The sequence below is a fragment of the Streptomyces sp. NPDC001568 genome (genome assembly GCF_042893755.1).
Taxonomy (GTDB): Bacteria; Actinomycetota; Actinomycetes; order Streptomycetales; family Streptomycetaceae; genus Streptomyces.
Map to the genome: position 1 here is coordinate 1 of NZ_JBIAVF010000001.1, position 26235 is coordinate 26235.

Annotated in this window: 25 protein-coding genes, 3 tRNA genes and 1 pseudogene; 20 read left to right on the forward strand and 9 right to left on the reverse strand. The window is 72.1% G+C overall.

The window, feature by feature from the left end:
• From ACFY0I_RS00005 to ACFY0I_RS00020, 4 genes and pseudogenes are all read right to left on the reverse strand, one after another.
• A pseudogene (locus ACFY0I_RS00005) lies at window positions 1-218 on the reverse strand (2-oxoglutarate ferredoxin oxidoreductase subunit alpha); the annotation flags it as partial.
• Window positions 219-519: 301 nt separating this feature from the next.
• On the reverse strand, window positions 520-1179 hold the full coding sequence (locus tag ACFY0I_RS00010) for a LuxR C-terminal-related transcriptional regulator (protein WP_281210401.1): 660 nt from the start codon (window positions 1177-1179) through the stop codon (window positions 520-522).
• A 241-nt stretch (window positions 1180-1420) separates the two neighbouring features.
• Window positions 1421-2722 carry a sensor histidine kinase gene (locus ACFY0I_RS00015; RefSeq protein WP_388887977.1) on the reverse strand — a complete coding sequence of 434 codons (1302 nt, stop codon included), beginning with the start codon at window positions 2720-2722 and terminating at the stop codon, window positions 1421-1423.
• Between the two features lie 343 nt (window positions 2723-3065).
• A complete protein-coding gene (locus ACFY0I_RS00020) occupies window positions 3066-4223 on the reverse strand; it encodes a sensor histidine kinase (protein WP_388887980.1) in 1158 nt (385 codons plus the stop codon).
• Window positions 4224-4379: 156 nt separating this feature from the next.
• On the opposite strand from ACFY0I_RS00020, the gene ACFY0I_RS00025 reads away from it, so the two are divergent.
• From ACFY0I_RS00025 to ACFY0I_RS00080, 12 genes are all read left to right on the forward strand, one after another.
• The gene (locus tag ACFY0I_RS00025; protein WP_388887983.1) at window positions 4380-4805 is read left to right on the forward strand and encodes an NADH-quinone oxidoreductase subunit A; all 426 of its coding nucleotides are present in this window, start codon (window positions 4380-4382) and stop codon (window positions 4803-4805) included.
• A complete protein-coding gene (locus tag ACFY0I_RS00030) occupies window positions 4796-5413 on the forward strand; it encodes an NADH-quinone oxidoreductase subunit B (RefSeq protein WP_388887985.1) in 618 nt (205 codons plus the stop codon). Before ACFY0I_RS00025 ends, ACFY0I_RS00030 begins: the two co-directional genes overlap by 10 nt.
• Window positions 5410-6792, forward strand: a complete 1383-nt coding sequence (locus ACFY0I_RS00035; protein WP_388887988.1) for an NADH-quinone oxidoreductase subunit C — start codon at window positions 5410-5412, stop codon at window positions 6790-6792. The genes ACFY0I_RS00030 and ACFY0I_RS00035 overlap by 4 nt, the downstream gene beginning before the upstream one ends.
• Window positions 6789-7757: a complex I subunit 1 family protein gene (locus ACFY0I_RS00040; RefSeq protein WP_362883857.1), complete on the forward strand. Its 969-nt coding sequence runs from the start codon at window positions 6789-6791 to the stop codon at window positions 7755-7757. The genes ACFY0I_RS00035 and ACFY0I_RS00040 overlap by 4 nt, the downstream gene beginning before the upstream one ends.
• Entirely contained in the window at window positions 7757-8353 is a 597-nt protein-coding gene (locus tag ACFY0I_RS00045; RefSeq protein ID WP_388887991.1) for a NuoI/complex I 23 kDa subunit family protein, read from the forward strand. The genes ACFY0I_RS00040 and ACFY0I_RS00045 overlap by 1 nt, the downstream gene beginning before the upstream one ends.
• Complete coding sequence (locus ACFY0I_RS00050; protein WP_388887994.1) at window positions 8350-9012, forward strand: NADH-quinone oxidoreductase subunit J; 663 nt, start codon at window positions 8350-8352, stop codon at window positions 9010-9012. The genes ACFY0I_RS00045 and ACFY0I_RS00050 overlap by 4 nt, the downstream gene beginning before the upstream one ends.
• Complete coding sequence (nuoK, locus tag ACFY0I_RS00055) at window positions 9012-9371, forward strand: NADH-quinone oxidoreductase subunit NuoK (RefSeq protein ID WP_388887996.1); 360 nt, start codon at window positions 9012-9014, stop codon at window positions 9369-9371. The genes ACFY0I_RS00050 and nuoK overlap by 1 nt, the downstream gene beginning before the upstream one ends.
• Window positions 9368-11416, forward strand: a complete 2049-nt coding sequence (locus ACFY0I_RS00060) for an NADH-quinone oxidoreductase subunit L (protein WP_388887999.1) — start codon at window positions 9368-9370, stop codon at window positions 11414-11416. The genes nuoK and ACFY0I_RS00060 overlap by 4 nt, the downstream gene beginning before the upstream one ends.
• A gap of 38 nt (window positions 11417-11454) precedes the next feature.
• Entirely contained in the window at window positions 11455-13008 is a 1554-nt protein-coding gene (locus tag ACFY0I_RS00065) for a NuoM family protein (RefSeq protein ID WP_388889259.1), read from the forward strand.
• Window positions 13005-14543, forward strand: coding sequence for an NADH-quinone oxidoreductase subunit N (locus tag ACFY0I_RS00070; protein ID WP_388888001.1), 1539 nt, complete (start codon window positions 13005-13007; stop codon window positions 14541-14543). The genes ACFY0I_RS00065 and ACFY0I_RS00070 overlap by 4 nt, the downstream gene beginning before the upstream one ends.
• Window positions 14544-14758: 215 nt before the next feature.
• Window positions 14759-15622, forward strand: coding sequence for a zinc metalloprotease HtpX (gene htpX, locus ACFY0I_RS00075; RefSeq protein WP_388888004.1), 864 nt, complete (start codon window positions 14759-14761; stop codon window positions 15620-15622).
• Window positions 15619-16011 (forward strand): YccF domain-containing protein, encoded by a 393-nt coding sequence (locus tag ACFY0I_RS00080; RefSeq protein ID WP_388888006.1) that lies wholly within the window; start codon window positions 15619-15621, stop codon window positions 16009-16011. Before htpX ends, ACFY0I_RS00080 begins: the two co-directional genes overlap by 4 nt.
• A gap of 704 nt (window positions 16012-16715) precedes the next feature.
• Here the strand turns inward: ACFY0I_RS00080 and ACFY0I_RS00085 are convergent.
• Together ACFY0I_RS00085 and ACFY0I_RS00090 are read right to left on the reverse strand one after the other, a co-directional pair.
• Window positions 16716-18143, reverse strand: coding sequence for a SulP family inorganic anion transporter (locus ACFY0I_RS00085; RefSeq protein WP_388888009.1), 1428 nt, complete (start codon window positions 18141-18143; stop codon window positions 16716-16718).
• A gap of 248 nt (window positions 18144-18391) precedes the next feature.
• Window positions 18392-18880: a YajQ family cyclic di-GMP-binding protein gene (locus tag ACFY0I_RS00090; protein ID WP_388888011.1), complete on the reverse strand. Its 489-nt coding sequence runs from the start codon at window positions 18878-18880 to the stop codon at window positions 18392-18394.
• A gap of 199 nt (window positions 18881-19079) precedes the next feature.
• Between ACFY0I_RS00090 and ACFY0I_RS00095 the strand changes: the two genes are divergently transcribed.
• A tRNA-Tyr gene (locus ACFY0I_RS00095) sits at window positions 19080-19161 on the forward strand.
• Window positions 19162-19271: 110 nt separating this feature from the next.
• Here the strand turns inward: ACFY0I_RS00095 and ACFY0I_RS00100 are convergent.
• Window positions 19272-19778 carry a hypothetical protein gene (locus ACFY0I_RS00100; protein WP_388888013.1) on the reverse strand — a complete coding sequence of 169 codons (507 nt, stop codon included), beginning with the start codon at window positions 19776-19778 and terminating at the stop codon, window positions 19272-19274.
• A 102-nt stretch (window positions 19779-19880) separates the two neighbouring features.
• Here ACFY0I_RS00100 and ACFY0I_RS00105 point away from each other — a divergent pair, with 102 nt between their 5' ends.
• Complete coding sequence (locus ACFY0I_RS00105) at window positions 19881-20321, forward strand: DUF3574 domain-containing protein (RefSeq protein ID WP_388888016.1); 441 nt, start codon at window positions 19881-19883, stop codon at window positions 20319-20321.
• Window positions 20322-20357: 36 nt separating this feature from the next.
• Here ACFY0I_RS00105 and ACFY0I_RS00110 read toward each other — a convergent pair whose 3' ends face one another.
• Window positions 20358-21014 (reverse strand): SDR family oxidoreductase, encoded by a 657-nt coding sequence (locus ACFY0I_RS00110; RefSeq protein ID WP_388888019.1) that lies wholly within the window; start codon window positions 21012-21014, stop codon window positions 20358-20360.
• Window positions 21015-21069: 55 nt separating this feature from the next.
• Window positions 21070-22359: an amidohydrolase family protein gene (locus ACFY0I_RS00115; RefSeq protein ID WP_388888021.1), complete on the reverse strand. Its 1290-nt coding sequence runs from the start codon at window positions 22357-22359 to the stop codon at window positions 21070-21072.
• Window positions 22360-22788: 429 nt separating this feature from the next.
• Here ACFY0I_RS00115 and ACFY0I_RS00120 point away from each other — a divergent pair.
• From ACFY0I_RS00120 to ACFY0I_RS00145, 6 genes are all read left to right on the forward strand, one after another.
• Window positions 22789-22861, forward strand: a tRNA-Thr gene (locus ACFY0I_RS00120).
• 48 nt (window positions 22862-22909) lie between these two features.
• Window positions 22910-22982: transfer RNA gene (locus tag ACFY0I_RS00125), tRNA-Met, on the forward strand.
• 88 nt (window positions 22983-23070) lie between these two features.
• Complete coding sequence (gene rpmG / locus ACFY0I_RS00130; protein ID WP_007265873.1) at window positions 23071-23235, forward strand: 50S ribosomal protein L33; 165 nt, start codon at window positions 23071-23073, stop codon at window positions 23233-23235.
• Between the two features lie 214 nt (window positions 23236-23449).
• On the forward strand, window positions 23450-23902 hold the full coding sequence (locus ACFY0I_RS00135; protein ID WP_388888023.1) for a MaoC family dehydratase N-terminal domain-containing protein: 453 nt from the start codon (window positions 23450-23452) through the stop codon (window positions 23900-23902).
• Window position 23903: 1 nt separating this feature from the next.
• A complete protein-coding gene (locus ACFY0I_RS00140) occupies window positions 23904-24332 on the forward strand; it encodes a MaoC family dehydratase (RefSeq protein WP_388888026.1) in 429 nt (142 codons plus the stop codon).
• 1299 nt (window positions 24333-25631) lie between these two features.
• Window positions 25632-26210, forward strand: a complete 579-nt coding sequence (locus ACFY0I_RS00145) for a TetR/AcrR family transcriptional regulator (RefSeq protein ID WP_388888029.1) — start codon at window positions 25632-25634, stop codon at window positions 26208-26210.
• The last annotated feature ends 25 nt before the right edge of the window (window positions 26211-26235 follow it).

Below are 26235 nucleotides of genomic sequence, written 5' to 3' on the forward strand. Positions count from 1 at the left end.
GTCGAAAGGTCGTTGCCGAAGGACGCCGTCTCCGAAGTGAAACGGTCACCCGTCAGCTGCATACCGTCACCCGAATCACCCGCGAAACGGATGATCACACGATCGACGCGGCGGATTTCCTTGCCGGATCCATCCGTACGGGGCGCTGTGCGCTGCCCCGCGATGGCTCCTCCGGCCCCGTCGGCCTGCTCGGCCGGGCTACTGACCTGGCTGGTCACTGAACTGGACCTCCTTCGAGGCTGGGCGTTCGTTCCCAAGGCCAACCCTACGTCCGTGGGGATGTCCAACCCTGGGTTTCCCACATCGTGGAACATCGCGCTGGACCATGTGTCCAGCGGACGTCGTGCGCTACACGGATATTCCTAACCGTTCAGGGGCGATGTCGGGGGCCGACCTGCGCGACCCGCCGTCACCGCCACCGCTTCTCGTACTTTCCGGGCCACCGGTCCGGCTTTCGGCCTGCCTTTCGGCCGACTTTCGGCCGTCTCGCGGCGCCCTATCTGACAGGGTGTCAGTCGATCAAGATTTCAGATAGGTGAGAACCGCCAGAACACGCCGGTGATCCCCGTCACTCGGGGACAGCCCCAGCTTCATGAAGATGTTGCTGACGTGCTTCTCCACCGCCCCGTCGCTCACCACCAGCTGTTTCGCCACGGCGGAATTGGTCCGTCCTTCCGCCATCAGCCCGAGCACCTCGCGCTCACGGGGGGTCAGCCCCGCCAGTACGTCCTGCTTCCGGCTGCGTCCCAGCAGCTGGGCGACGACCTCGGGGTCCAGCGCCGTACCGCCCCGCGCCACCCGCACCACCGCGTCCAGGAACTCCCGTACCTCGGCCACCCGGTCCTTGAGCAGGTAACCCACACCGGTGGTGGAACCGGCCAGCAGTTCGGTGGCGTACTGCTCCTCCACGTACTGCGACAGCACCAGCACCCCGATCCCCGGGTACTCGCGGCGCAGCCGGACGGCGGCCCGCACCCCCTCGTCGGTGTGCGTCGGCGGCATCCGTACGTCGGCCACCACCACGTCCGGCAGCGCGTCCTCCGCCGCCAGCTCCGCCACCGTCTTGATCAGGGCTTCCGCGTCCCCGACGCCTGCCACGACGTCATGCCCCCGGTCGGTCAGCAGCCGGGTCAGGCCCTCACGGAGCAGCACTGAATCCTCGGCGATGACCACCCGCACCCTGTCGTCCACGTTTCAGCAGCTCCCGCATCGTCACTCGTCGTCCGCAACCCACATCCGTCACCGGGCGTGCCCGGCATGGCCAAGCATCCCAGCCCGGTGGCGCGGAACGGCCCCGTCCGGCCAACACGTGTGTGTACGGACGGAGTTTCCGCGAACGGAAGGGGCCCCGGCGGCGCGGCGCGCCGGGGCCCCGAGTGGTCGTGCGGTGGGCGGTGCGAAGAGTTCCCGGAGCCGTGGGTCAGGGCCGCCAGGGCAGTTCGGCGGTCACCGTCGTCCCGTGTCCGGCGGCCGAATCGACGACCAGGACGCCGTCCACGGCGTCCAGCCGCTCGGTCAGCCCCGCGAGCCCGCTCCCGGCGCTGACGCCCGCCCCGCCCCGCCCGTCGTCCGCGACCTGGATCAACAGGCGCTCCCCGGACTTCCAGACGTCGACGGAGGCCGAGCGGGCCCGGGCGTGCTTGCTGACGTTCTGCAGCAGCTCGGAGACGGTGAAGTAGGCGATCCCCTCGATGGCGGCCGCGGGGCGGGCCGGCAGGTCCACCGCCACCCGCACGGGGACCGTGCACCGCGAGGCCACCGACGACAGGGCCGCGTCCAGCCCGCGGTCGGTCAGGACGGCCGGGTGGATGCCGCGGGCGAGGTCGCGCAGCTCCTGGAGGGCGACCTTCACCTCGCCGTGCGCCTCGTCGACCATGCGGGCTGCGGCCTGCGGGTCCTCGGTCAGCTTCTCCTTCGCCAACCCCAGGTCCATGGCCAGCGCCACCAGCCGGGCCTGGGCGCCGTCGTGCAGATCGCGTTCGATGCGCCGCAGGTCGGCGGCGGCGGTGTCCACGACGACGCCGCGGTCGGACTCCAGCTCGGTGACCCGGCTGTCCAGGCGGGAGGGGCCCAGCAGTCCCATGACGAGCACCCGGTCGACGGTGGCCAGCGCACGGATGACCCAGGGCGCGGCCAGGGTGACGGTGAGCCCGATCAGGCTGGTCGCGATGATGGCGAGCGGCGAGTCGAGGTAGAAGGAGTAGTCGTCGTTCTGGAACAGCTGGAGCCCCGGCTGGTCGGTGAACGCGGGGAACACCCAGAACCACAGCGGGTACAGCAGGTAGGCCCACCCGGCCGCCCACAGCGTGAGCGACAGGACGAACGCGAACACCGCCCACGGGAAGTGGATCACCGAGTACAGCAGGTGCCGCCAGGCGCTGCCGCTCTTGAGCAGCGCCCCCACGGCCGGCAGCAGCCCGCTCCTGGCCGCCCGGATCGGCGCCGGATCGGCGAGCGGCACCCGCAGCAGGCCCCGCACGCGGGCCCGCTCCACCTGACCGAACCCCCGGCACATCGCCAGCACGCCCGCCAGCACCGGAACACCGACGAAGGTAACCAGCAGCCCGGCGCCGAGGCTCACGCCGGCGATGGCCAGCGAGAAGTACAGGGTGCTCAGCGGCAGGCCGAGGAGCAGGTACGCCAACTCCCGCCAGGTCCGCGCCGCCAGCGGCGCCCGCAGCACCTCGACGACCCCCCGCCCGCTGTCCTTGCCGTTGCCCATGTCCGACCCGCCCTTCGCGTCATCCCCGGTGCCCGGATGTCCCGGTGTCCCGATGCCCCGGTGTCCGGGTATGCCTCCACAGTGCCGCCGCGGCCCCGCTCCGGACCATGCGGCAGGTGGGCGTCCGCGCAGGGGGGTTATCCCCACCCCGAGGCCGCCCGGGCCGTGCCGGAGGCCGGCCGGGGCGGGGCGAGGGCGGGCAGGCGTACGGGCGTACGGGCTTGCGGTGGGGCCGGTCACGCGGACGGGACCCCCGCCCGTTCGGGCAGGGGTCCCGGTCAGTGCCCGACAGGGCCTGGGCACGGTCGCGCCAGGGGCAGTGCCCGCTGGGGCGGGGTCCTGGCTACGTGCGGTCGCGCCAGGGGAGTTCCGCCGTCACGACCGTGCCCTCGCCCTCGGGGGAGTCCAGGAGGAAGACCCCGTCCACCGCCCCCAGCCGCTCCGCGAGGCCGGCCATGCCGGTGCCGCCGGACAGCCGCGCGCCGCCCCGGCCGTCGTCGGACACCCGGATCAGCAGCCGCTTCTGCGACCGCCACACCTCGACGCTCGCCCCCCGCGCCCGCGCGTGCTTGCTCACGTTCTGGAGCAGCTCCGACACCACGAAGTACGCGATCCCCTCGATCGCCTCCGCCGGGCGGCCCGGCAGGTCCACCGCCACCTTCACCGGCACCACGCACCGCGAGGCCACCGACGACAGCGCCGCGTCCAGCCCACGGTCCGTCAACACCGCCGGGTGGATGCCCCGGGCCAGGTCGCGCAGCTCCTGCAACGCCAGCTTCACCTCGCCGTGCGCCTCGTCGACCATCGCCGCCGCCCCCTCCGGGTCCTCCAGCAGCTTCTCCTTCGCCAGACCCAACCCCATCGCCAGCGCCACCAGCCGCGCCTGCGCCCCGTCGTGCAGGTCCCGTTCGATGCGCCGCAGGTCCGCCGCCGCCGTGTCCACGACCACCCCGCGTCCCGACTCCAGCGCCGCGATGCGCCGCTCCAACTCGTCGGAGGGCGACAGCAGGCCCCGGACCATCGCGCGGTCCACGTTCGCCAAGCCGCGCACCACGTAGGGCAGCACCGGCCACAGCACGAACAGCCCGGTCAGCGCGACGGTGAAGGTGAGCACCCCCCACGGCAGCCTGACCAGCTCGTACAGCACCGTCCGCCAGGCCACCGGGTCCTTGACCGCCGCCCACAGCCAGGCGAAGAACCCGCCCGACCGCTTCGGACCGGGAAGCGGAGTCGGCTCGTCCACCCGTACGCCCAGCAGCGCCCGCGCCCGCGCGCGATCGAGCTTTCCGAGCTGCCGTGACCCGTAGAGCACGCATGCGAGCAGCGGCAGACCGATCGCGGTCACCGACAGACCACCCGCCGTCGAAATCATGACAACCGTGTAAACGAAACCGATCAGCGCCACCGGCAGGTTGCTCAGCAGGTACGCGATCTCCTTCCACGTCACCACGTCGAAGGCCGGGCGCACCGGAGGAGGGGAAGCTTGATCGTTCACTGTCATGGGCCACAGCCTGCCAATTCGGGGGCGCCGGTGCCATGGGGTGACCAGGCGCCAGTGAACGGGGGATAACCCCACCCCGCGGGGCCCAGGCCCTAGACTCCCGTCCGTACCAGATCAACAACACCGTCGACAGTGGCCGAGAAGCGAGGAACGGACGTGCCCGACCCAACGGTATCGACCGTGCCCGCGAACGCGATCGCGACCGTGCTCGCCGCGGACTATTTCCGCAGCTATTCGGTCGTCGGGCTGCTCGCCGTCCTCGGCGTGCTGTTCGTCGCCGTGGCCTTCGGCGCCGGCCGCCTGCTGCGGCCCGTCGTCCCCACCCCGGAGAAGCTGCTGACCTACGAGTGCGGCGTGGACCCCGTCGGCGAGGGCTGGGCGCACACCCAGGTCCGCTACTACGTCTACGCGTTCCTCTACGTCATCTTCGCCGTCGACTCCATCTTCCTGTTCCCCTGGGCGACGGTGTTCGCCGCCGCCGGCTACGGCGCCACGACCCTCGTCGAGATGTTCATCTTCCTCGGGTTCCTGGCCGTCGGCCTGCTCTACGCGTACAAGAAGGGCGTCCTCGAATGGACGTGACACCGGACCCGGCACCGGCCGCGAGCCCCGCCGAGCCCCAGCTGCTCCCGGAACCCAAGCGCCTGGGAGTCCTCTCCCGCCTCGCCCCGGAACCGATGAAGGTGGTCCTCAACTGGGGACGCCGCTACAGCCTGTGGGTCTTCAACTTCGGCCTCGCCTGCTGCGCCATCGAGTTCATCGCCGCCTCCATGGCCCGGCACGACTTCATCCGCCTCGGCGTGATCCCCTTCGCGCCCGGCCCGCGCCAGGCCGACCTGATGATCGTCTCGGGCACGGTGACGGACAAGATGGCCCCGGCCGTCAAGCGGCTCTACGAGCAGATGCCGGAGCCGAAGTACGTCATCTCCTTCGGCGCCTGCTCCAACTGCGGCGGCCCGTACTGGGACTCGTACTCCGTGACCAAGGGCGTCGACCAGATCATCCCCGTCGACGTGTACGTACCCGGCTGCCCGCCGCGCCCCGAAGCGCTCCTCCAGGGCATCCTGAAGCTCCAGGAGAAGATCGCCAGAGAGTCCCTCGCGGAACGCTACGCGGCGGGCCCCTCCGTGGCCCAGCTCACCAGCGGCCTGGTCACGCCCCCGCCCGCGACTCCGGGAGCCGGCGCGTGAACCTTTACGACTCCCTGCCCGACGCCGCCCCGGCCGTCTTCGGCGCCGAGGCCGTCGCCTCGTACGCGTACGAGGTCCTCACCGTCGACGTCCCCGTCGGATCCTGGATCCCCGCGCTCGAAATCGCCCGCGACAAGCTGGGCTGCACCTACTTCGACTGGCTGAGCGCCGTCGACGAACCCGGTACCGGCTTCCGGATCTGCGCGCACCTCGTCTGCCTGGAGAACCACCGCGTACGCCGCCTGCTGCTGCGCACCACCGTCCCGCACGGCGCCCCCTCGCTGCCCTCCGCCGTCGCCGTCTACGCCGGCGCCGAATGGCACGAGCGGGAGACCTTCGAGATGTTCGGGGTGACCTTCACCGACCACCCCCACCTGGTGCCGCTGTTGCTCCCCGAGAACTTCGAGGGGCACCCGCTGCGCAAGGACTTCGTCCTCGCGGCGCGCGTCGCCAAGGCCTGGCCCGGCGCCAAGGAGCCGGGCGAGGGCCACGACCCCGACGCCCCGAAGCGCCGCCAGATGCTTCCGCCGGGCGTTCCCGACCCGAACGACTGGGGCCCCCTCAAGGGCCAACTCCCCCCGGCCCCCACCCGCCCCGCCCGCACCCCCCGAGCCGGCGCCCCGACCCGCACCCCGCGCGAGGGCGCCCCGGCCCGCCGCCCCCGCCCGGGCGCGGCCCCCGGGACCCCGGAAACCCCGCTGCCCCCGGAGTCGGACGCCCCGGTCCGCCCGGCACGTCGTACCCGCTCGGTGGCGGACGGCTCGGCGAGCCAGGCCGCCGCGGAGGCTGCCGCGTCGCCGGAGTCGGCGCCCGCGTCGTCCCCGGAGTCGGACGCCCCGGTCCGCCCGGCACGTCGTACCCGCTCGGTGGCGGACGGTTCGGCGAGCCAGGCCGCCGCGGAGGCCGCGCCGTCGCCGGACTCCGAAGCCCCGCCCCGCTCCGCGCCCGAGGGCGCGTCCGCCCCGGACACCGAGACCCCGACCCGCCCGCCGCGTCGTACCCGTTCCGCCGCGGACGGGTCGACCGGCCAGGCCGCGCCGCCCGGGGCGGAGCCCGCGCGCCGCCCCGCCCCGCGCAGCGCGGACGCGCCCTGGCACGACCCGAAGCCCGCCTTCGAAGACGCCGCGGCACCCGCCGCCGGCGCCGGGCCCACCTCCGACGAGCCCGGGCCGAAGGGTGCGCCCGAGCCCGAGCCCGACCCCGCGACGGGCACGAAGCCCGAGGCGGTCCCCAAGCCCGAGGCGGCCCCCAAGCCGAAGCCGGACCCCGAGCCCGCGCCGGACCCCGACCCCGCGCCCGGCACGGACCCCGCTCCCGAACCGGAGCCCGGCCAGGGCAACGGCAATCCCGACCACGACACCACCGGAGGCGACGCGTGAACGACGTCCTCGACGTCGCCCTGCGACTGATCGTCGTCTTCGCCGTCTTCCTCGTGCTCCCGCTCGTCGTCGGGCAGGCCGAGCACAAGGTGATGGCCCACATGCAGGGCCGCCTCGGCCCCATGTACGCCGGCGGCTTCCACGGCTGGGCCCAGCTCGTCGCCGACGGCGTGAAGTTCGCGCAGAAGGAGGACATCGTCCCGGCCAACGCCGACCGACGGATCTTCCAGCTCGCCCCCGCCGTCGCACTGCTCCCGTACCTCCTCGTCCTCCTCGCCATCCCGGTGGGACCGGGCGAGGGCGCCGTCGGGCAGGTCATCGACGCGGGCCTGTTCTTCGCACTCGCCGTCATGGGCGTCGGAGTGCTCGGCTCGCTCATGGCCGGCTGGGCCTCCGCCAACAAGTTCTCCCTCCTCGGAGGCCTCCGCACCGCCGCACAGCTGCTCGCGTACGAGCTGCCCATGCTGCTCGCCGCCGCCTCCGTGGCGATGGCCGCCGGGACCGTGTCCCTGCCCGGCATCGTCGAAGCCTTCGAGTGGTGGTGGCTGCCCTGGCAGATCACCGGCGCGCTCGTCTTCTTCATCGCCGGCCTCGCCGAACTCCAACGGCCCCCCTTCGACATGCCCGTCGCCGACTCCGAGATCATCTTCGGCGCGTACACCGAGTACACCGGCCTGCGCTTCGCGCTGTTCCTGCTCGCCGAGTACGCCGGCATCGTCGTGCTCTGCGCCCTCACCACCGTCCTCTTCCTCGGCGGCTGGCACGGCCCCTTCGGCGGCGACGACCTCGGCTGGGTCTGGACCCTCCTCAAGGTCGCCGTCCTCGCCTTCGTCGTGATCTGGCTGCGCGTGAGCTACCCCCGCCTGCGCGAGGACCAGCTCCAGAAGCTCGCCTGGACCGTGCTCATCCCCCTCGCGCTCGCCCAGATCGCGCTCACCGGCATCGTGAAGGTGGCGATCCAGTAATGTCCCCGGTCCCCGGATCCGGCCTGGCCAAGGGCCTGGCCGTCACCCTGCGCACGATGACCAAGCGCGCGCACACCGCCCAGTACCCCGAGGTACAACCCGAACTCCCGCCCCGCAGCCGCGGGGTCATCGGCCTGTTCGAGGAGAACTGCACGGTCTGCATGCTGTGCGCCCGCGAGTGCCCCGACTGGTGCATCTACATCGACTCCCACAAGGAGACGGTCCCCGCCGCCGCTCCCGGCGGTCGCGAGCGCAGCCGCAACGTCCTCGACCGGTTCGCCATCGACTTCTCGCTCTGCATGTACTGCGGCATCTGCATCGAGGTGTGCCCCTTCGACGCCCTGTTCTGGTCGCCGGAGTTCGAGTACGCGGAGACCGACATCCAGGACCTCGTCCACGAGCGGGACAAGCTCCGCGAGTGGATGTGGACGGTGCCGGCGCCGCCCGCCCTCGACCCGGCCGCCGAGGAGCCCAAGGAGATCGCCGCCGCCCGCAAGGCCGTGGAGAAGTCCGAAGCCGCCGCGGCCGCGGCCGCCGCCGCAGCGGCAGCCGCCACCGGCGACGAACCCCCGACCACCCCGGAGGCAGACGCGTGAGCCCCGCCGCCACCCTGGCCGCCGCCGCCACGACGACCGGCCCCGGCTTCCTGTCGCCCACCGGCGTCGAGATCGCCTTCCTCCTCGTCGGCCTCGCCACCCTCGGCGCGGCCGTCATCACGGTTACCACCAAGCAGCTCGTGCACGCCGCCCTCTGGCTGGTCGTCGCACTCGGCGGCGTCGCCGTCGAGTACCTGCTGCTGACCGCCGAGTTCATCGCCTGGGTGCAGGTCCTGATCTACCTCGGCTCCGTGGTCGTCCTCCTTCTCTTCGGGCTGATGCTCACCAAGGCCCCCATCGGCCGCTCCCCGGACGCCGACTCCCACAACCGCTGGGTCGCGCTCGGCGTCGCCGTCACCGCGGGCGCCGCACTCGTCTGGGTGGTCGTCGACGCCTTCCGCACCACCTGGATCGACCTCGACGGACCCGCCCAAGGCTCCACCAAGGTGACCGGCGAGATCCTCTTCCAGCACTGGGTGCTGCCCTTCGAGGCGCTCTCCGTGCTCCTCCTCGCAGCCCTGATCGGTGCCATCGTGCTCTCCCGCAGGAACACCCCCGCCGAGGACGCCGAGGACGCCGCGAACGCGGCCGCCTCCGCCTCCGCCGCAGCCGCCGCGGCCGGCGACGCCGCCACCGGCGACCGGAAGGGGCGGAGCTGATGCACCTCGTCTACCCCGCCGTACTGGCGTCCCTCCTCTTCGCCGTCGGCCTCTACGGAGTCCTCGCCCGACGCAACGCCATCCTGGTCCTGATGTCCGTCGAGCTCATGCTCAACGCCGTCAACCTCAACCTGGTGGCCTTCGACGTCTGGCTGCGCGACGCCCTGCACGCGGGCCAGGCCCTCACCCTTTTCACGATCGCCATCGCCGCCGCCGAGATCGGCATCGGCCTCGCGATCGTGCTGATGGTGTACCGCAACCGCGGCACCTCGGACGTCGACAGGCTCCGTGACACCGCCGAAGGCCACGAGCCCGCCCTGCCCGACGACACCACCGCCCGGCCGGAGGTCGCCGCGTGAGCACCACGACCCTCGCGGTCCTCGTCCCCCTCCTGCCGTTCCTGGGCGCGGTGGCGGGCCTCCTCCTCGGCCGTGCCGCCCCCGGGTTCGTCCGGCCGCTCGCCGTGCTGCCGACCCTGGCCGCCGCCGTACTGGCCGTCCTCGTCGCCGTCCGCCAAGGTGGCGACGGCGCCATCGACACCGCCACCGAACTCACCCCGACCGGCTCCGTGCCGATCGAGCTGTCCCTGTACATCGACGGCTTCGCCGTGCTCGTCGCCGTCCTCGTCGGCGTCGTCGCCACCTGCGTGCAGCTGTACTCGACGGCGTACCTGCGCGACGACCCGCGCTACCCGTCCTACGCCGCGCTCGTCTCCCTGTTCACCTCCGCGATGCTGCTCGTCGTCTACTCCGGCGACCTGATGGTGCTCCTGGTCGGCTGGGAGGTCATGGGCATCTGCTCGTACTTCCTCGTCGGCCACTACTGGGAGACCGAAGCCGCGCGCTCCGCCTCGCTCAAGGCGTTCCTCGTCACCAAGCTCGGCGACGTCCCCTTCCTGATCGGCCTGTTCGCGCTCGCCACGGACGCCGGTTCCTTCCGGATCACCAAGATCCTGGACACCGTCGCCGCGGGCGGACTCGACCACCCGACCCTGATCGCGCTGCTCCTCCTCGCCGGAGTCGCCGGCAAGTCCGCGCAGTTCCCGCTGCACACCTGGCTCCCCGACGCCATGGCCGGCCCCACCCCGGTCTCCGCGCTGATCCACGCCGCGACGATGGTCGCCGCCGGCGTGTACTTCATCGCCCGCCTGCTGCCCGTCTTCGCGGCGTCCCGCGCCGCACTGGTGGTGATGGCCGTCATGGCGGCCGTCACCATGGTCGGCTCCGCCCTCGCCGCCCTCGCCCAGGACGACATCAAGCGGGTCCTCGCCTACTCCACCGTCGGCCAGCTCGGCTACATGACCGGAGCCCTCGCCGTCGGCGACCGCGGCGCCGCCGTCTTCCACCTCCTGTCCCACGGCGCCTTCAAGGCGCTCCTCTTCCTCGGCGCCGGCGTGATCATCCACGCGGCGGGCACCAACTCCCTCGCCGCGATGTCCCGCATGGACGGCCTCACCAAGCGCGTCCCCGACGCGTTCTGGACGATGACGCTCGCCCTGCTCGCGCTCGCGGCGATCCCGCCCTTCGCCGGCTTCTTCTCCAAGGAAGCCGTCCTCGTCGCCGCCGAGCAGACCGCCCTCGGACACTCCGACTCCGCACCCTCCTCGGCCGGCTGGCTGATCCTGGTCGCCGGCGTCCTCACCGCCCTGCTCACCGCCGCCTACGCCACCCGGCTGTGGCTGATGGCGTTCCGCGGCCGGGGCGCCGCCGCCCCCGACCACGGCAAGGAACCCGTCGCCATGACCGGCGTACTGTGGCTGCTGGCCGTCCCCACGGTCGGCTTCGGCCTCGCCGCCGGTCCCCTCGGCGACTGGTTCGACGGCCGACAACTCACCCCGACCGTCACCACCTCGCTGCTCGGTACGGGCGCGGCCCTCATCGGCGTGCTCCTCACCTACGGCCTCTGGCAGCGCGCCGCGGCCCGCCTCGCGACGGCCCCCGCCCCCGTCGGCCCCGCCGCCGCGGCAGCCGCGACGGACACCCCCGCCGTCACCGCCACCGTGTCCGCGGCCACCGCCGCCGCCGAGTCCGCCGCCGAGACCCCCGAGGTCGCGGAGGTCACCCACGAGCACCCCGCCGTCCCGGCGGGACCCGCCCCCGACCCCGGACGCGCCCTCCTCGGCCCCCTGCACCGCCACGCCGCCGACGGCTTCCACCTCGACGCCGTCTACGACCGCCTGTTCGTCCGCCCCGTCCGCGGGGCCGCGAGCCTGGTCCGCTTCCTCGACCGCGAGGTCGTGGACACGTACGTCCGCGGCGCGGGCACCGGCACCCGGCTGCTCGGCAGCCTCGTACGCCGCGCCCAGACCGGCAACGTGCAGACCTACCTGAGCGCCCTGCTCGCCGGCGCCGTGGTCCTGGCGATCGCCACCGCCGTCCTCGCCAACGTCAACGCCGGATCGTGAGCCGTGAGTCAGCCGTGATTGATATCAGCCCGTCCGTGATGCAGTTCCTTCTGGCGTTCATCGTGGCCGCACCGCTCCTCGGGGCCGTCGCCGCCCTCCTGCCGGCCCCGCCCGGACTCAAGGGCAGGAGCCCCGAACAGGCCGTCCTGCGCCACGGCGTGACCGTCACCGGCGTCATCCTCGTCGCCGCGATCGCCCTCACCGCCGGCTTCGACCACGACGCCCCGTCCCGCTTCCAGGCGACGACGGACATCAGCTGGATCCAGGCGCTGAACATCCGGATCCACCTCGGCATCGACGGCATCTCGCTCCCCCTCCTCCTGATGACCGCGCTGCTGTTCTTCCTCTGCGCGGTGTACAGCTACCACAAGCTCCCCGAGGGCCCCTCCCCGAAGGCCTTCGTCGCGCTGCTCCTCGTCCTCGAATCGGGGACACTCGCGACCTTCGCCGTCCTCGACCTGCTGCTGTTCTTCCTCGCCTTCGAGATGGTCCTCATCCCGATGTACTTCCTCATCGCCCGCTGGGGCGGTGCTCAGCGGCAGGCCGCCGCCTGGAAGTTCATCCTGTACACCCTCCTCGGATCCGTCGTCATGCTGCTCGGTCTCCTCCTCATCGGACTGAACAGCGGCACCTTCGACATGGTGGCACTCGCCTCTGACAACGGCCGCGAACTGACGCACACCACCCAGCTCCTGGCCGTCCTCGCCATCGGCATCGGCCTCGCCGTCAAGACCCCCATGTGGCCGCTCCACAGCTGGCTCCCCGACGCCCACACCGCCGCCCCCACCGTCGGCTCCGTCCTCCTCGCGGGCGTCATGCTGAAGATGGGCACCTACGGGTTCGTCCGCATCCTGCTCCCCGCCACCCCCGACGGCATGCACACCTTCGCCCCGTACCTCGGCGCCTTCGCCGTCGTCGGCATCGTCTACGGATCCCTCGCCTGCCTCGCGCTGGCCCGCAAGGGCAACAAGGGCGACCTGAAGCGCCTCATCGCCTACTCCTCCGTCGGCCACATGGGCTTCGTCCTGCTCGGCATCGCCTCCATGACCCCGACCGGGGTCAACGGCGCCCTGTTCGCGAACATCGCGCACGGCCTGATCACCGGCCTGCTCTTCTTCCTGGTCGGCGCCCTCAAGGACCGCTACGGCACCGCCGACCTCGACACCCTCGCCGGCGCGACCGGCGCGGCCCTGTACGGCCGCGCGCCCCGCCTCGGCGCGCTCCTCGCGTTCGCCGCCGTCGCCTCCCTCGGCCTGCCCGGCCTCGCCGGCTTCTGGGGCGAGATGCTGGCCCTGTTCGGTGCGTTCGACCCCGCCGAAGGCCTGTCGCGACCGGCCTTCCTCACCTACACGGCCGTCGGCGCGTTCGGCACCCTGCTCACCGCCGCCTACCTGCTGATCGTCGTACGGCGCGTCTGCATGGGCGACCCGAAGGCCGACCCCGGGATCACCGTCGCGGACGTCCAGCGCTACGAGTTCGCCGCCTGGACCCCGCTCGTCGCCCTCACCGTCCTCGCGGGCCTGTGGCCCGCGGTCCTCCTCGGCCTCACCGACCCGGCCGTCCAGAAGCTCCTCGCAGGAGGCAACTCATGACGGCCCCGACGGTCCTCGCCGCCGAAACCCCCGGCCTCGTCCAGAGCGTCGACTGGCTCGCGATCACCCCCGTGGTGGTCCCCGCCGCCGTCGCCCTGCTCGTACTGGTCGCCGACCTGTTCCTGCCCGAGCGCCGCAAGCCGCTCCTCGGCTGGATCTCCGTCGCCGGCCTCGCCGCCGCGACCGCCTCCCTGCTGCCCCTGCGCGCCGGCGACCGCACCACCTTCTGCCTCACCGGCGACCCGACCGCCTGCAGCTACACCGCCGACCACTTCGCGCTCGTGGTGCAGTTCCTCGTCCTCGCCGGCGCCCTCGTCACCGCCCTCATGTCGGTCACCGCCGTCCGCGAGACCCGCATGCCCGCCGGCGAGTACTGGTTCCTGCTGCTCTCCTCGGCCGCCGGCGCGGCCCTGCTGCCCGCCTCCCGCGACCTCGCCACCCTGATCGTCGCCCTCGAAGTGGCCTCGCTGCCCGCCTTCGCCCTCGTCGGCATGCGCCGCGGCGACCGGCTGTCCTCCGAGGCCGCCCTCAAGTTCTTCCTGTCCTCCGTCACCGCCACCGCCGTCTCCCTCCTCGGCGTCTCCTTCGTCTACGCCGCGACCGGGTCCCTGCACCTCGACCGGGTCGCGGACCGCCTCGAAGACGTACCCGCCCAGTTCGACACCCTCGCCATGGCGGGCGTCGCGCTCACCCTCGTCGGCTTCGCCTTCAAGACCGCGGCCGTCCCCTTCCACTTCTGGGTCCCCGACACCTACGTCGGCGCCCCGCTGCCCATCGCCGGCTACCTCTCCGTGATCGGCAAGGCCGTCGGCTTCACCGGCCTGATCCTCGTCACGGTCATCGCCTTCCCCGCGTACTCCGACATCTGGGGCCCCGCCCTGGCCGTCCTCGCCGCCCTGACCATGACCCTCGGCAACACCGCCGCCCTGCGCCAGTCCGCGGACCGCGCCAACAGCGCCGTACGGCTCCTCGCCTGGTCCTCCGTGGGCCAGGCCGGCTACCTGCTGGTCCCGATCGCGGCGGCCGCGTACTCCGAACGCGACCAGATCGGCTCCACCGTCGCCTACGCCCTCATGTACGGGGCCGTGAACCTCGGAGCCTTCGCGGTGGCCGCACTCGTCGCCCGGACCAAGCCCCTCCACAGGATCGCGGACTACCGCGGCCTCTACGCCGAGCGCCCGTTCGCCGCCCTCGCGATGGCCTTCTTCCTGCTGTGCCTCGCGGGGCTGCCGCCGGGCATCATCGGCCTGTTCGCGAAGGTCACCGTCTTCCGGTCGGCCGTCGACGCCGGGCTCGGCTGGCTCGCCGTGGTCATGGCCGCCAACGTCGTCGTCGCCCTGTACTACTACCTGCGCTGGACGGCGCTGCTCTTCCGCACCCCCGAGGAGGCCGCCCCCGCCGGGCGGCCCGCCGCGGCCAAGGTCCCCTGGCCGGTCACCGCCGCGATCGTGCTCACCGCGGCCACCGCCGTGGTGCTCTCCGGCGCCCCCCAGCTCGTCCTGCGGTTCGCCTCGGGCAGCCTCTTCCCGCAGTAGGCCGCGGCAGGACGTCGCAGGTCGGAGCAGGTTCACCCGCACGGCCCAACGCCCGCCGGCGCGCCCGGGCCGGGCCCGCGGGGGCGCCGGCCCCGCCGCGCCCCGGGAACCGTACGGCCCCATCTGGCGTTGACCAGGAAGGGAGGGTCCACTGGACGGTAGACCCTCAGACCTTGGACGGGGTCCCCCCTGCCGCACCACTTGGAGGGCGTACCGTGCACCGCCGGCACAACGGGCTCAAGACCGCCGTACTCCTCGGCGGGCTGTCCGCACTCATCATCGGCATCGGAAGCTTCTTCGGACGGACCGGCCTGATCGTCGCCGTCCTCGTCGCCCTCGGGACGAACGCCTACGCGTACTGGAACAGCGACAAGCTGGCTCTACGCGCGATGCGCGCCCGGCCCGTCAGCGAGTTCGAAGCCCCCGAGCTGTACCGCATGGTGCGCGAACTCTCCACGTCAGCGCGCCAACCCATGCCACGGCTCTACATCTCCCCGACCGAAGCCCCCAACGCCTTCGCGACCGGCCGCAACCCGCGCAACGCCGCGGTCTGCTGCACCGAAGGCATCCTGCGCATCCTCGACGAGCGCGAACTGCGCGGGGTGATCGGCCACGAGCTGAGCCACGTCTACAACCGTGACATCCTGATCTCCTCGGTGGCCGGAGCACTGGCCTCCGTGATCATGTTCCTGGTGAACTTCGCCTGGCTGATCCCGATCGGCCGGTCCAACGACGACGAGGGCCCGGGGCTCCTCGGCATGCTGCTGATCATGATCCTCGGCCCACTGGCCGCGTCCGTGATCCAGCTCGCCATCAGCCGCTCGCGCGAATACGAGGCGGACGCCTCCGGCGCGCAGCTCACCGGCGATCCCCTCGCCCTGGCCAGCGCCCTGCGCAAGCTGGACGCAGGCACCAAGCAGCTCCCGCTGCCCGCCGAACCGCGCATCGAGACGGCGAGTCACATGATGATCGCCAATCCCTTCCGGCCGGGCGAAGGACTGTCCAAGATGTTCTCGACACACCCTCCGATGGCCGAGCGCATCGCCCGGCTCGAACAGATGGCAGGCCGCAGTCAGTGAAGACCATCCTCAACATCATTTGGCTCGTGCTCAGCGGGATCTGGCTGTTCCTGGGCTACTGCCTGGCCGGCGTGATCCTCTGCATCACGATCATCGGCATTCCCTTCGGCATAGCGGCGTTCCGCATCGCCGTGTACGCCCTCTGGCCGTTCGGCTACACCGCCGTCGAACGCCGTGACGCCGGCGCCGCCTCCTGCGTGGGCAACGTCCTGTGGCTGGTCCTGGCCGGCTGGTGGCTCGCCATCGGCCACATCGTCACCGGCATCGCGCTGTGCGTCACGATCATCGGCATCCCGTTCGGCATCGCCAACTTCAAGATGGTCCCGCTCTCCCTGCTGCCGCTCGGCCGCGAGATCGTCCCGACGGACGCCCCCTTCGCCTCGCGCTGACCTCGGTCCTCCGGGGTTGTCCACAGGCTCGGACGGATGTGGGCGCCATGCGTCACCATGAACGCATGAACGAATCCGAGCAGTTGCCGTCGCAAGTCACCCGCTGTGCGCGAGGCCGCGCGGGCAGGCAGCAGGAACGCCTGCCCGCGTGGCCCGACCCCGGGGAAACGGTCCGGGCCGGCCCCTTACCCGGCCCCGCCCGCTTCCCCCCGCCGCTCCCTCGGCCCGTGCTCGCGCCGGCCGCCGCGCCCGCGCGGGCCGGGCGGCGCCGGCCGGCCCGGCCCGCTGCCGCCGCGACGGGCGGCCCCGCCCCACCCACGGCCCGCCGGTCGCCCCGTACCCGCCGGCTCCCGCCCCCACCAGGCGCGTCGCCTTCCCGAGCGCCTCCCGGAGCCCCGCCCCCGCTCGGGTCCTGACCCCGGAGCCGAGCCGACTCCGCACGCCATCGGGCCGGCGCGCCCAGGGGCGGCGCCCTCGCCCCCGTGATCACCGACGTGAGGTGCGGCGCACAGGACGGCGCCACACACCGAACGACCCGACCGCGACGACGGCATGCCCCTTGACACCTGAACCGAGAGCCCGCGCGCAGTCCACGTGCGAGCATTCGCGATCGCGTAGTGGGCCGGCGCTCCGCACCGGCGGGAAGCCGAGCGCACCCCGCGGATCGGCCGTGGCCGAGAGCACCGCCACCACCGCGGGACGGCCTAGACGACGCCTTCCCGGCCGGGGAGCGGCGTCCGCTTGCGTTCCCACCCCTCCAGGGCGGTCAGGCAGGCGTGGTCCAGGTGTCGCAGCCCGCTCAGGTCGAGCCGCACCTCCTGCCCGTTCGGCAGCGCGTCCAGGGCGTCGAGGAGCTTGGGCAGCCTCAGGAAGCTGGCGTTCCCCACGACCCGCACGCACAGTTCCCCGCCCTCCCGGACCTCCTCGATGTGCACGTGGGAGGTCTCCCAGGCCGCCTTGGCGACGGCGAGCCCCAGACCGATCAGCACCCCTTCGAAAAGGTTGGTGACCACGATCGCCGAGGCCGTGACCAGCAGGACCACGGCCTCCCCCCGGTGCGTGCGCCACAGCCCGGCCACGGCCCGGGCCGGCAACAGCTTCCAGCCCGCGTGGAGCAGCACCCCGGCCAGCGCGGCGAGCGGGACGACCTCCAGCAGCTGCGGGAAGGCGACGGCGAACAGCAGCAGCCAGGCCCCGTGCATCACCCGGGCGGCGCGCGTCCGGGCCCCCGCCTCCACGTTGGCGGCGCTGCGGACGATGACGGCGGTCATCGGTAGGGAACCGAGCATCCCGCAGACGCTGTTGCCGACGCCCTGGGCGATGAGCTCCTTGTCGTAGTGCGTCCTCGGCCCGTCGTGCATCCGGTCGACGGCCGCGGCGCTGAACAACGTCTCGGCGGAGGCGATCAGCGAGAGCGCGATCACGGTCCCGACGGCTCCGACGGAGGCGAGCACCCCGAAGTCGCCCCAGCCGGGCGGCGCCACCGCCTCCAGCACCCCCGTCACCCGCACCTTCTCCACGGGCAGGCTCAACAGCACGGCCACCGCCGTCGCGGCCGCCACCCCGACGAGCGCCCCCGGCACGATCCGGAGCCCGGCCGGCACCCGCGGCCACGCCACCAGCACCGCGACGGTCGCGGCGCCCAACGCCACGGCCGACCAGTCGGCCCGCGCCGCGAGGGCCGGCAGCCCGCCCAGCTTGGCCAGGGTGTGCCCCGGCGCGGTCACCCCGGCCAGGGCGTAGAGCTGCCCGGCGATCAGCACGAGCCCGATCCCGGCCAGCATCCCGTACACGACGGCGACCGAGATCGCCCGGAACCACCGCCCGAGCCGCAGCACCCCCATGCCCAGCTGCAACAGTCCGGCGGACAGCACCAGCACCCCGAGCGCGGGCAACCCGTACGCCCGCACCGCCTCGTAGACCAGCACGGTGAGCCCGGCCGCCGGCCCGCTCACCTGGAGCGAGCTCCCCCGGAACCACCCGGTGACCAGCCCGCCGACCACCCCGGTGACGATCCCCAACTCGGCCGGCACCCCGGAGGCGACGGCCACCCCCACACACAGCGGAAGCGCGACCAGCGCGACGACCACGGACGCCGCGAAGTCTTGGCGGAACGTGTCGGCCCCAGGCATGCGGAACTCCCTGCCATCCGATGATTGACGATTCACCCAGCGTGGAGGCCGCACCGGCCGGTGCCCAGTGATCACAGGGGGGCCGCGGAGGAGCACGCGCCGTTCACGCCCCGCACACACCCTGCGAGCGCCGACGACGAAGGGCACGACACGGGCGCCCGCCGGAAGCTCCCGGCGAACCGCCCCCGTCGTGCCCTCGGGGTTCGTTCAGCGCAGCACGAACGGGCCCGGACCCCCGGGCCCGCCGATCAGCGGTAGTTCACGAACTGGATCGCGAAGTCCAGCTCCTTGCCCTTGAGCAGCGCCTGGATGGCCTGGAGGTCGTCACGGCTCTTGGAGCTGACGCGCAGCTCCTCGCCCTGGACCTGGGCCTTGACGCCCTTGGGGCCCTCGTCACGGATGATCTTCGCGACCTTCTTGGCGTTCTCCTGGGAGATGCCTTCCTCGATCGTCGCGAAGATCTTGTACTCCTTGCCGGACAGCTGCGGCTCGCCGGCGTCCAGCGCCTTCAGCGAGATCCCGCGCTTGACCAGCTTGGTCTCGAACACGTCGAGGACGGCCTTGACGCGCTCCTCGGAGTTCGCCTCCATCAGGATCTTCTCGCCGGACCAGGCGATCGACGCGCCCGTGCCCTTGAAGTCGTAACGCTGCGAGAGCTCCTTCGCGGACTGGTTGAGGGCGTTGTCGACCTCCTGCCGCTCGACCTTCGAGACGATGTCGAAACTGGAGTCGGCCATGTGCTGTGGCTCCTTGAAGTCGGCTGTGATGTGCCCCGAAGGGCGCGGCCGGACATCCCCGGTCCGCTCGGCAAAGCCTAGCCACCGTGCCCACGTGGAGGGCTGATCAATCCGGTGGCGGACCACCCCCGCACATCGGGTATTGTTTACGTCGTTGCCACGGAGCGCCGCCGCAAGGCGGAAAGACGGCAATGATCATGGCGGTGTGCCCGAGTGGCCAAAGGGAGCAGACTGTAAATCTGCCGGCTCAGCCTACCCAGGTTCGAACCCTGGCGCCGCCACGCGAGTAGAACCCCCGTCCATCCGCGAAAATGCGGTGGGCGGGGGTTCTTTCGTACGTTCCGCACCAGGCGAGCGCCCGCGGGACGCCCCGCCGGCGTCCCCGGGGCACTCAGGAAGGCCCGGCCACCGTCAGGTGGTAGGTCGTGTCCACCCAGAAGCCGTTCGTCGCCGAGGCCTCGATCTCCAGCACGAACTGACCCGCCGGCAGCGGTTCGAGCGCGCACCACAGGCCCCACGTGACCCGCGGTACGCCCATGGACAGGAACGTCCCCGAGGTGAACTCGCGCACCGCCAGCGGGCAGCTGTTCATCGCCGCCGACGCCCGGGTCACCTCCATCCGCCACGGCTTCGTCAGCAGCGGCACCACCGGGCGCTGCGTGTTCAGGACCGGGAAGAACAGCCGACGCTCCGCCGGGACCGTGCAGCGCCGCACCACCCTGCCGCCGTACGTCCCCGCGAGGAACCAGAGGTCCTCGGGCTGCCGCCAATCGGCGTACGCCCCCGTCGTATCGCTCACCGGGCTCCGGTCCTCCGGCGCCGACAGCGCCCACTTCCACCACCGGGCCGCCAACCGGCCGCCCTCCGCCGCCCCGACCCGCCAATCGCCGTCGCCCATGCCCGACCCCGCACCTCGCGCGACCACCCCCTGCGGCCGACATCCGGGTGACCCTACCGGCGCCCCCGCGCACCGATGCGGGCGGCCGGTCGTTCACCGGCCGTGACATGGACAACGGACACACGCGGAAAGGTCGGGGGCGGCGTCCTGCTCGCCCTGCTCGGCGCCGGCATCCCCGCCCTGGTCGGGGCGGCACTGCACACGCAGGTCGGAGAGCCCTACCGGGAAACCCGGCTGTACTTCGGCACGCAGCGCCCCGACGGCCGGGAGCCCGTGGGGGAGGCGGAGTTCCTCCGGTTCCTGGACCACGACATCACCCCGGCCTTCCCGGAGGGACTCACCCTCCAGGACGGGCGCGGCCAGTGGCGCGGCGCGGACGGCACGACCGTCCGCGAGACCTCGTACGAAGTCATCCTGCTCTACCCCGAGAAGGAGGCCGAGGAGCGCACGGTCCGCGTCGAACGGATCCGGCAGGCCTACGAGAAGCAGTTCCAGCAGGACTCCGTCGGACGCTCGGACGACAAGCTGGACGCCGACTTCTGACGCCCGCTCAACGACGCCCCGGGCGCCCGCCCCCGCTCAGCTGCCCGCCATGTTCTTGACGGCCACCGACACCGGGGTGGAGCCCTCGACCAGCTCCAGGGTCAGGCCCGCCGTCGCCGGCGTCTCCAGCAGCTCGGCGAGCACCGCGGCGACGTCGTCGCGCGGGACGGACCCGCGGCCCGTTTCCGCCTCCAGGCGGACCTCGCCCGACCCCGCCTCATCGGTCAGCGAACCGGGCCGCAGGACCGTCCACTCCAGGCCCAACCGGGTCCGGACGTACTCGTCGGCCTCGCCCTTCGCCCGCAGGTAGACGTCGAAGACCTCGTCGCCCGGGTGCCGGGCGTCCGCGCCCATCGAAGAGACCATCAGGAAGCGGCGCACGCGAGCCCGTTCGGCCGCGTCGGCGAACAGCGTCGCCGCGTCCCGGTCCACGGTCTCCTTGCGGTCCGCCCCGCTGCCCGGACCGGCACCGGCGGCGAACACCGCGACGTCCGCGCCCTGAAGGATGCCCGCCACGTGCTCGACGGACGCCGACTCCAGATCGCACAGCACCGGTTCGGCGCCCGCCCGCCTGAGGTCGTCGCCCTGCCCCGGATCGCGGATGATGCCCGCGACCTCGTACCCGCGCGCGGCGAGCAGTCGCTCCAGCCGCAGCGCGATCCGACCGTGTCCACCCGCGATGACGATGCGCATGTCCCGACCGTACGTCCCACCAGGCGCGGGCGCCCGCGAGCGCCCGCCGGTCGCCTCAGGGACCGGACTCCGTACGGCCCTGCCTGGGCAGGTCCAGAGCCACCGCGACCGCCGAGTCGCAGTACTCCCGTACGGCACTCGTACGGGCTACGACGCGCCCCCGATGGATCACGATCCGGCTGTACGCCAACGACAGCACCGCGGCGATCCGATCCCCGCGCACGGCGAGCAGCTCCGCCGGGAAGCCGGCCTCCACCCGAACCTCGGGGAGCCCCATCGCCTCGCGGGCGGCGCTGCTGACGGTCTCGTACGCCTCCGCCGCCCGCAGCCCGCCCTGGGAGGCCAGCAGGTACGCGGCCTCCAGCGGATCCCCCCGCCCCACCGGGTTGCCGGCGTCCCGCAGCGCCCCGCTCCCGGCCGTGACGCGCACCCCGGCCGCCCGCAGCAGTCGTACCGGGGCGGTGCGCAGGCCGCGCCGCTCCAGGGCCGCGCAGTCGCCCTGGGGCAGGCACGTGACCCGCACGCCCGCCGCCGCCAGCTGGTCGGCGGCCCGCGAAGCCACGTCCAGCGGGAGCCGCGACAGCCCCCCGCAGGGGCCGATGCTCACCCCGGGGCGCAGCCCGCCCGCCATCGCCGCGAGCCGGGCGAGGCGACCGGGGTCGTCACCGTCGGTGTGCAGATCGACGGGGCAGCCGTGCTCCGCGGCCATTTCCAGGACCGCCTCGACGAAGCCCGTCGGATCGGGATCCAGATCCGGGCAGCCGCCGATCACCGACGCGCCCATCTTGACGGCGTCGCGCAGCATGGCCAGCCCGTCCGCCCCGGCGGCCCCGGTCAGCAACCGGGGCACGGCCACGGCCGTCAGGTCGGCCAGCCCGCGCAAGGACCGCCGCGCCTGGAGGACGGCCTCCATCGGGCCGAGCCCGTGCACGTCGCCGATCCGTACGTGGGAGCGGACGGCGGTCGCGCCGTGCCCGAGCTGGAGTAGGGCCGCCTCGGTGGCCCGGCGCTGCACCTCGTCCGGGCCGTACGAGACGGGCCCCTCGCCATCGGCGGTCAAAGCGGTGTCCCCGTGTGCGTGGGGCTCGGCGGGGGCGGGGAGCAGCAGGTAGCCGCGCAGGTCGACCCGGGACAGGGTGGGCGCGGTCAGACTGCCCGCGGTCCCGACGGCCTGGATGCGGCCGCCGCCGAGCCGGACGTCGACGGTACGACCGTCGGTGAGCCGCGCCCCGGCGAGGAGCAGACCGGTGGCCTCGGGGGCGGCCCCGCCGGCGGGAGCCCGGGAGGGGCCCTCGGCCGGGTTCCGCGAGGAGTGGGAGGGCTGCTGCGGCTGGCTGTCGGACATCGCGCTCCTGCGGTGGCTCGGGCGGTTCCTGCGCCGTGGCCACAGCCCGCGGCCCAAGATCACGCAGCGTGGTCAGAGCCTAGGGCGCCCGACTGCCGGCTTCGCGGAAGAGCGCAATAGTCGTACCGGTGTGGTGCCCGTACGCGCCCCGGCGGCACCGATCACCCCGGCGTGGGGAGGGGGAGGAGGAAGGGGGAGGCGCGGGTCCGGTGGGCCGGGTCGGGGTGGGGAGGGGCCGGAGGAGGCGGGTGGGGAGTGCGGGGCGCCGACGGCGGGGCGCCGGATGTGAGCCCGCGCACATTTACCCCGGAAAACCGCCGGGCCAGCACTCGGATGGTGATCAAGAATCCCCGCCGACCTCCCCCTGAGCCCAGACGCCGCAAAGGATTTGGGCGATCGGCGGGCAACCGTGTAATGTCTTCATCGCTCGCCCCAATAGCTCAGTCGGTAGAGCGTCTCCATGGTAAGGAGAAGGTCTGCGGTTCGATTCCGCATTGGGGCTCTGATGAGTGAGGTTCCCCACCCTCGGGTGGGGAGCGGATCACATCAAAGCGGCGTAGCTCAGTCGGTAGAGCAAGCGGCTCATAATCGCTGTGTCACCGGTTCAAGTCCGGTCGCCGCTACAACTAGTAGCCGATTGCGGGGTCGGTCTCCCGATCGGCTACTCTTTTATGCGTTCATCCGTCCCATATTCCGTCAAGGAGCACTCACGTGGCTGCCACCGACGTCCGCCCGAAGATCACGCTGGCCTGCGTGGAGTGCAAGGAGCGGAACTACATCACCAAGAAGAACCGGCGTAACAACCCGGATCGCATGGAGATGAAGAAGCACTGCCCGCGTTGCAACTCGCACACCGCGCACCGCGAGACCCGCTGATCCTGGCGAAGTCTCGAATACAGGCACCGTCACGAGGTCGTCCCCGTCATTGGGGGGCGGCCTTGTGTCGTTTCCGCACGGATCACGAACCGGTGCGGGGCGGCGTGGACGGTGCGGGATGGCACGGGAGAGCCGTCGCGGTGCGGACATCGACGTGACGTGCGTCACCCTCTTTGTCTGTTTTTCGTGTCCCTTCCACAGGAGGTAGTGAGCCATGGCCCTCGACCAGACCTTCGTCGGGCGGACCTACCCGCCCACCGATCCGTACGAGGTCGGCCGGGAGAAGATCCGCGAATTCGCGGTCGCGGTGGGTGACGAGAATCCCGTCTACAGCGACCCGGAGGCGGCCAAGGCGTTCGGCCACCCCGACGTGATCGCCCCCCCGACCTTTGTGTTTGCCATCACATTCAAGGCGGCGGGCCAGGTCGTCGAGGACCCCCAGCTGGGTCTCGACTACAGCCGCGTCGTGCACGGCGACCAGAAGTTCTCGTACGTCCGTCCCGTCCGCGCGGGCGACCGGCTCTCGGTGACCTCGACGATCGAGGCCGTGAAGTCGATGGCCGGCAACGACATCATCGACATCCGCGGTGAGGTCCACGACGCCTCCGGCGAGCACGTGGTGACGGCGTGGACCAAGCTCGTTTCCCGCGCCCCCGAGGAGGCCTGAGATGGCTGCCCAGATCCAGTACGCCGACGTCGAGGTCGGCACCGAACTGCCGGCGGCGTCCTTTCCCGTGTCGCGCGCGACGCTCGTGCGCTACGCCGGGGCCTCCGGTGACTTCAACCCGATCCACTGGAACGAGAAGTTCGCCAAGGAGGTCGGTCTGCCGGACGTGATCGCCCACGGCATGTTCACCATGGCCGAAGCGATCCGCGTGGTGACCGACTGGGTCGGCGACCCGGGCGCGGTGGTCGAGTACGGAGTCCGCTTCACCAAGCCCGTGGTGGTCCCGAACGACGACGAGGGCGCACTGATCGAGGTCACCGCGAAGGTCGCCGTCAAGATGGACGACAACCGCGTACGGGTCGACCTGACGGCGATGAGCGCGGGCCAGAAGGTCCTCGGCATGTCCCGCGCGGTGGTCCAGCTGGGCTGAGGGCGGGGTGGGGGCTGCGGGCTTGCGGCTGCGGCTGCGGGTGCGGCTGCGGGTGGGGCTGGGGTCTGGGGCCTGGGGCTGCGGGTGGGTGGGGTCGGTGCTGCTGGGCGGGGTCGGGGGTGGTCGGGGTGCCCGTGATCCGGATCGGGGAGGGTTTGGGGGGTTCCCGCCGGTCTCATCGTCTCTTCGTGGCGGGCCGGTCCCTCAAGGGCGCTCCCTTCGGTCGCGTCGCTTCGCGATGGCCTTCGGCCACCCTTGACCGACCGACCCGCCACGAAAATCCGAAGACCGACGGGAACCCCCCAAAAGAACGGTCACGGGGGACGGATGAGCAGGAGCGGGTCCCTCAGTGACGAGGCGAGGGGCCGGGCGTCGGCCGACAGGGCATACGGGCACGTCACAGCACCTCTCCACACCCGGCAGACGACCAAAGGCCCCTACCCGCTCGTCAGGACGACGACATCAACCGGGATTGCGGGTAGCCGGGAAAGCGCATCGGATCGCTACGAACTTCGCTCGGCTCAGCGACTGACCACCGGCCGTGGCTGGACATAAGCCGCACCAGCCCGGTTCATGGCCGAGGCCGTCTCGGCGACTGACCACCGGCCATGGTCCGACCAGCAGATCGCCAGACGGGCGCCTGGTTTGTGTCGTCGAGTGGCAGACGCACGCCGTGGGCCACCACGGACGGTAGGGGCGGCTTATGTCCGGCCACGGACGGTCGTCGGACGCTTGACCGGGCGACGGGACACGGCGAACCGGCGCGTATCCCCGCCCTCCCTGCACTCCAGGTTGATGTCGTCGTCCTGACGGGCGGGTAGGGGCCTTGGTCGTCTGTCGGGTGTGGAGAGGGGCTGTGACGTGCCCGCATGCCCTGCCGGCCGACGCACGGTCCCTCGTCTCGTCACTGAGGGAGCTGCTCCTGCTCCTCTGACCCGTGACCGTTCTTTTGGGGGGTTCCCGTCGGTCTTCGGCTTTCCGGGACGTGCCGGTCGGTCAAGGGTGGCCGAAGGCCATCGCGAAGCGACGCGACCGAAGGGAGCGCCCTTGAGGGACCGGTACGGCACGGGGAGACGATGAGACCGGCGGGAAACCACCAAACCCACCCTGATCCGGATCAACGAGATCCCGCCCCCACCGGAACCCCGACCCGGTGTCCGGAACCCCGACCACCCGCACCCCGACGCCCCCGACCCCGCCACACCGGCCCCGCCCCGCAGACCTCGCCCCGCCCCCTCCTCCCTCGCTCCCACCCCCCACCCCTTGACCAAGTTAGTGATTGAGCACTAACTTAAGGCCATGGCAAGGATGAGTGCGGAAGAGCGGCGCGAGAGTGTCGTGCGGGCGGCCATGTGCGAGTTTGCGCGTGGTGGCTACTACGGGACGTCCACCGAGGCGATCGCCAAGCGGGTCGGGGTTTCGCAGCCGTACTTGTTCCGGCTCTTTCCCAACAAGCAGGCCATGTTCCTCGCCGCCACCACCCGGTGCATGGAGGAGATCAGGCTGGTCTTCGAGGAGGCGGCGAAGGGGCTCAGTGGTGCGGAGGCCCTGGATGCCATGGGGGCGGCGTACCTGACGCTGATCGCCGAGCAGCCCGACAAGCTTCAGATGCAGCTCCAGGTGTACGTGACCGTGGCGGCTGCCGAAGCCGCGGGGGAGAAGGAGTTCGGGGAACTGGTCCGGGCCGGCTGGATGGACCTCTGGGACACCGTGCGGATGCCCCTGGGTGGCGACAGCGCGCAGGCGGGTTCCTTCATGGCGTACGGGATGCTCATCAACACCCTTTCGGCCCTCGGATTCCCGCCCGGGCACCGGGTGTGGGAAGGGTGCTGGCTCTCCGGGGCCGACCATGCCGCCCGCGAGTCCCCGCAGGGCTGAGTCCGCCCCTCCCGCCTCCGGTTTC

Coding starts and splice junctions, on each gene's coding strand:
- ACFY0I_RS00020 (WP_388887980.1), bottom strand. CDS start 4,223: ATGACAGTGAACGATCAAGCTTCCCCTCCTCCGGTGCGCCCGGCCTTC.
- ACFY0I_RS00045 (WP_388887991.1), top strand. CDS start 7,757: ATGTCCCCGGTCCCCGGATCCGGCCTGGCCAAGGGCCTGGCCGTCACC.
- ACFY0I_RS00015 (WP_388887977.1), bottom strand. CDS start 2,722: ATGGGCAACGGCAAGGACAGCGGGCGGGGGGTCGTCGAGGTGCTGCGG.
- ACFY0I_RS00135 (WP_388888023.1), top strand. CDS start 23,450: ATGGCCCTCGACCAGACCTTCGTCGGGCGGACCTACCCGCCCACCGAT.
- ACFY0I_RS00100 (WP_388888013.1), bottom strand. CDS start 19,778: ATGGGCGACGGCGATTGGCGGGTCGGGGCGGCGGAGGGCGGCCGGTTG.
- nuoK (WP_388887996.1), top strand. CDS start 9,012: ATGCACCTCGTCTACCCCGCCGTACTGGCGTCCCTCCTCTTCGCCGTC.
- ACFY0I_RS00070 (WP_388888001.1), top strand. CDS start 13,005: ATGACGGCCCCGACGGTCCTCGCCGCCGAAACCCCCGGCCTCGTCCAG.
- ACFY0I_RS00065 (WP_388889259.1), top strand. CDS start 11,455: ATGCAGTTCCTTCTGGCGTTCATCGTGGCCGCACCGCTCCTCGGGGCC.
- ACFY0I_RS00115 (WP_388888021.1), bottom strand. CDS start 22,359: ATGTCCGACAGCCAGCCGCAGCAGCCCTCCCACTCCTCGCGGAACCCG.
- ACFY0I_RS00140 (WP_388888026.1), top strand. CDS start 23,904: ATGGCTGCCCAGATCCAGTACGCCGACGTCGAGGTCGGCACCGAACTG.
- ACFY0I_RS00030 (WP_388887985.1), top strand. CDS start 4,796: ATGGACGTGACACCGGACCCGGCACCGGCCGCGAGCCCCGCCGAGCCC.
- ACFY0I_RS00110 (WP_388888019.1), bottom strand. CDS start 21,014: ATGCGCATCGTCATCGCGGGTGGACACGGTCGGATCGCGCTGCGGCTG.
- ACFY0I_RS00085 (WP_388888009.1), bottom strand. CDS start 18,143: ATGCCTGGGGCCGACACGTTCCGCCAAGACTTCGCGGCGTCCGTGGTC.
- ACFY0I_RS00090 (WP_388888011.1), bottom strand. CDS start 18,880: ATGGCCGACTCCAGTTTCGACATCGTCTCGAAGGTCGAGCGGCAGGAG.
- ACFY0I_RS00145 (WP_388888029.1), top strand. CDS start 25,632: ATGGCAAGGATGAGTGCGGAAGAGCGGCGCGAGAGTGTCGTGCGGGCG.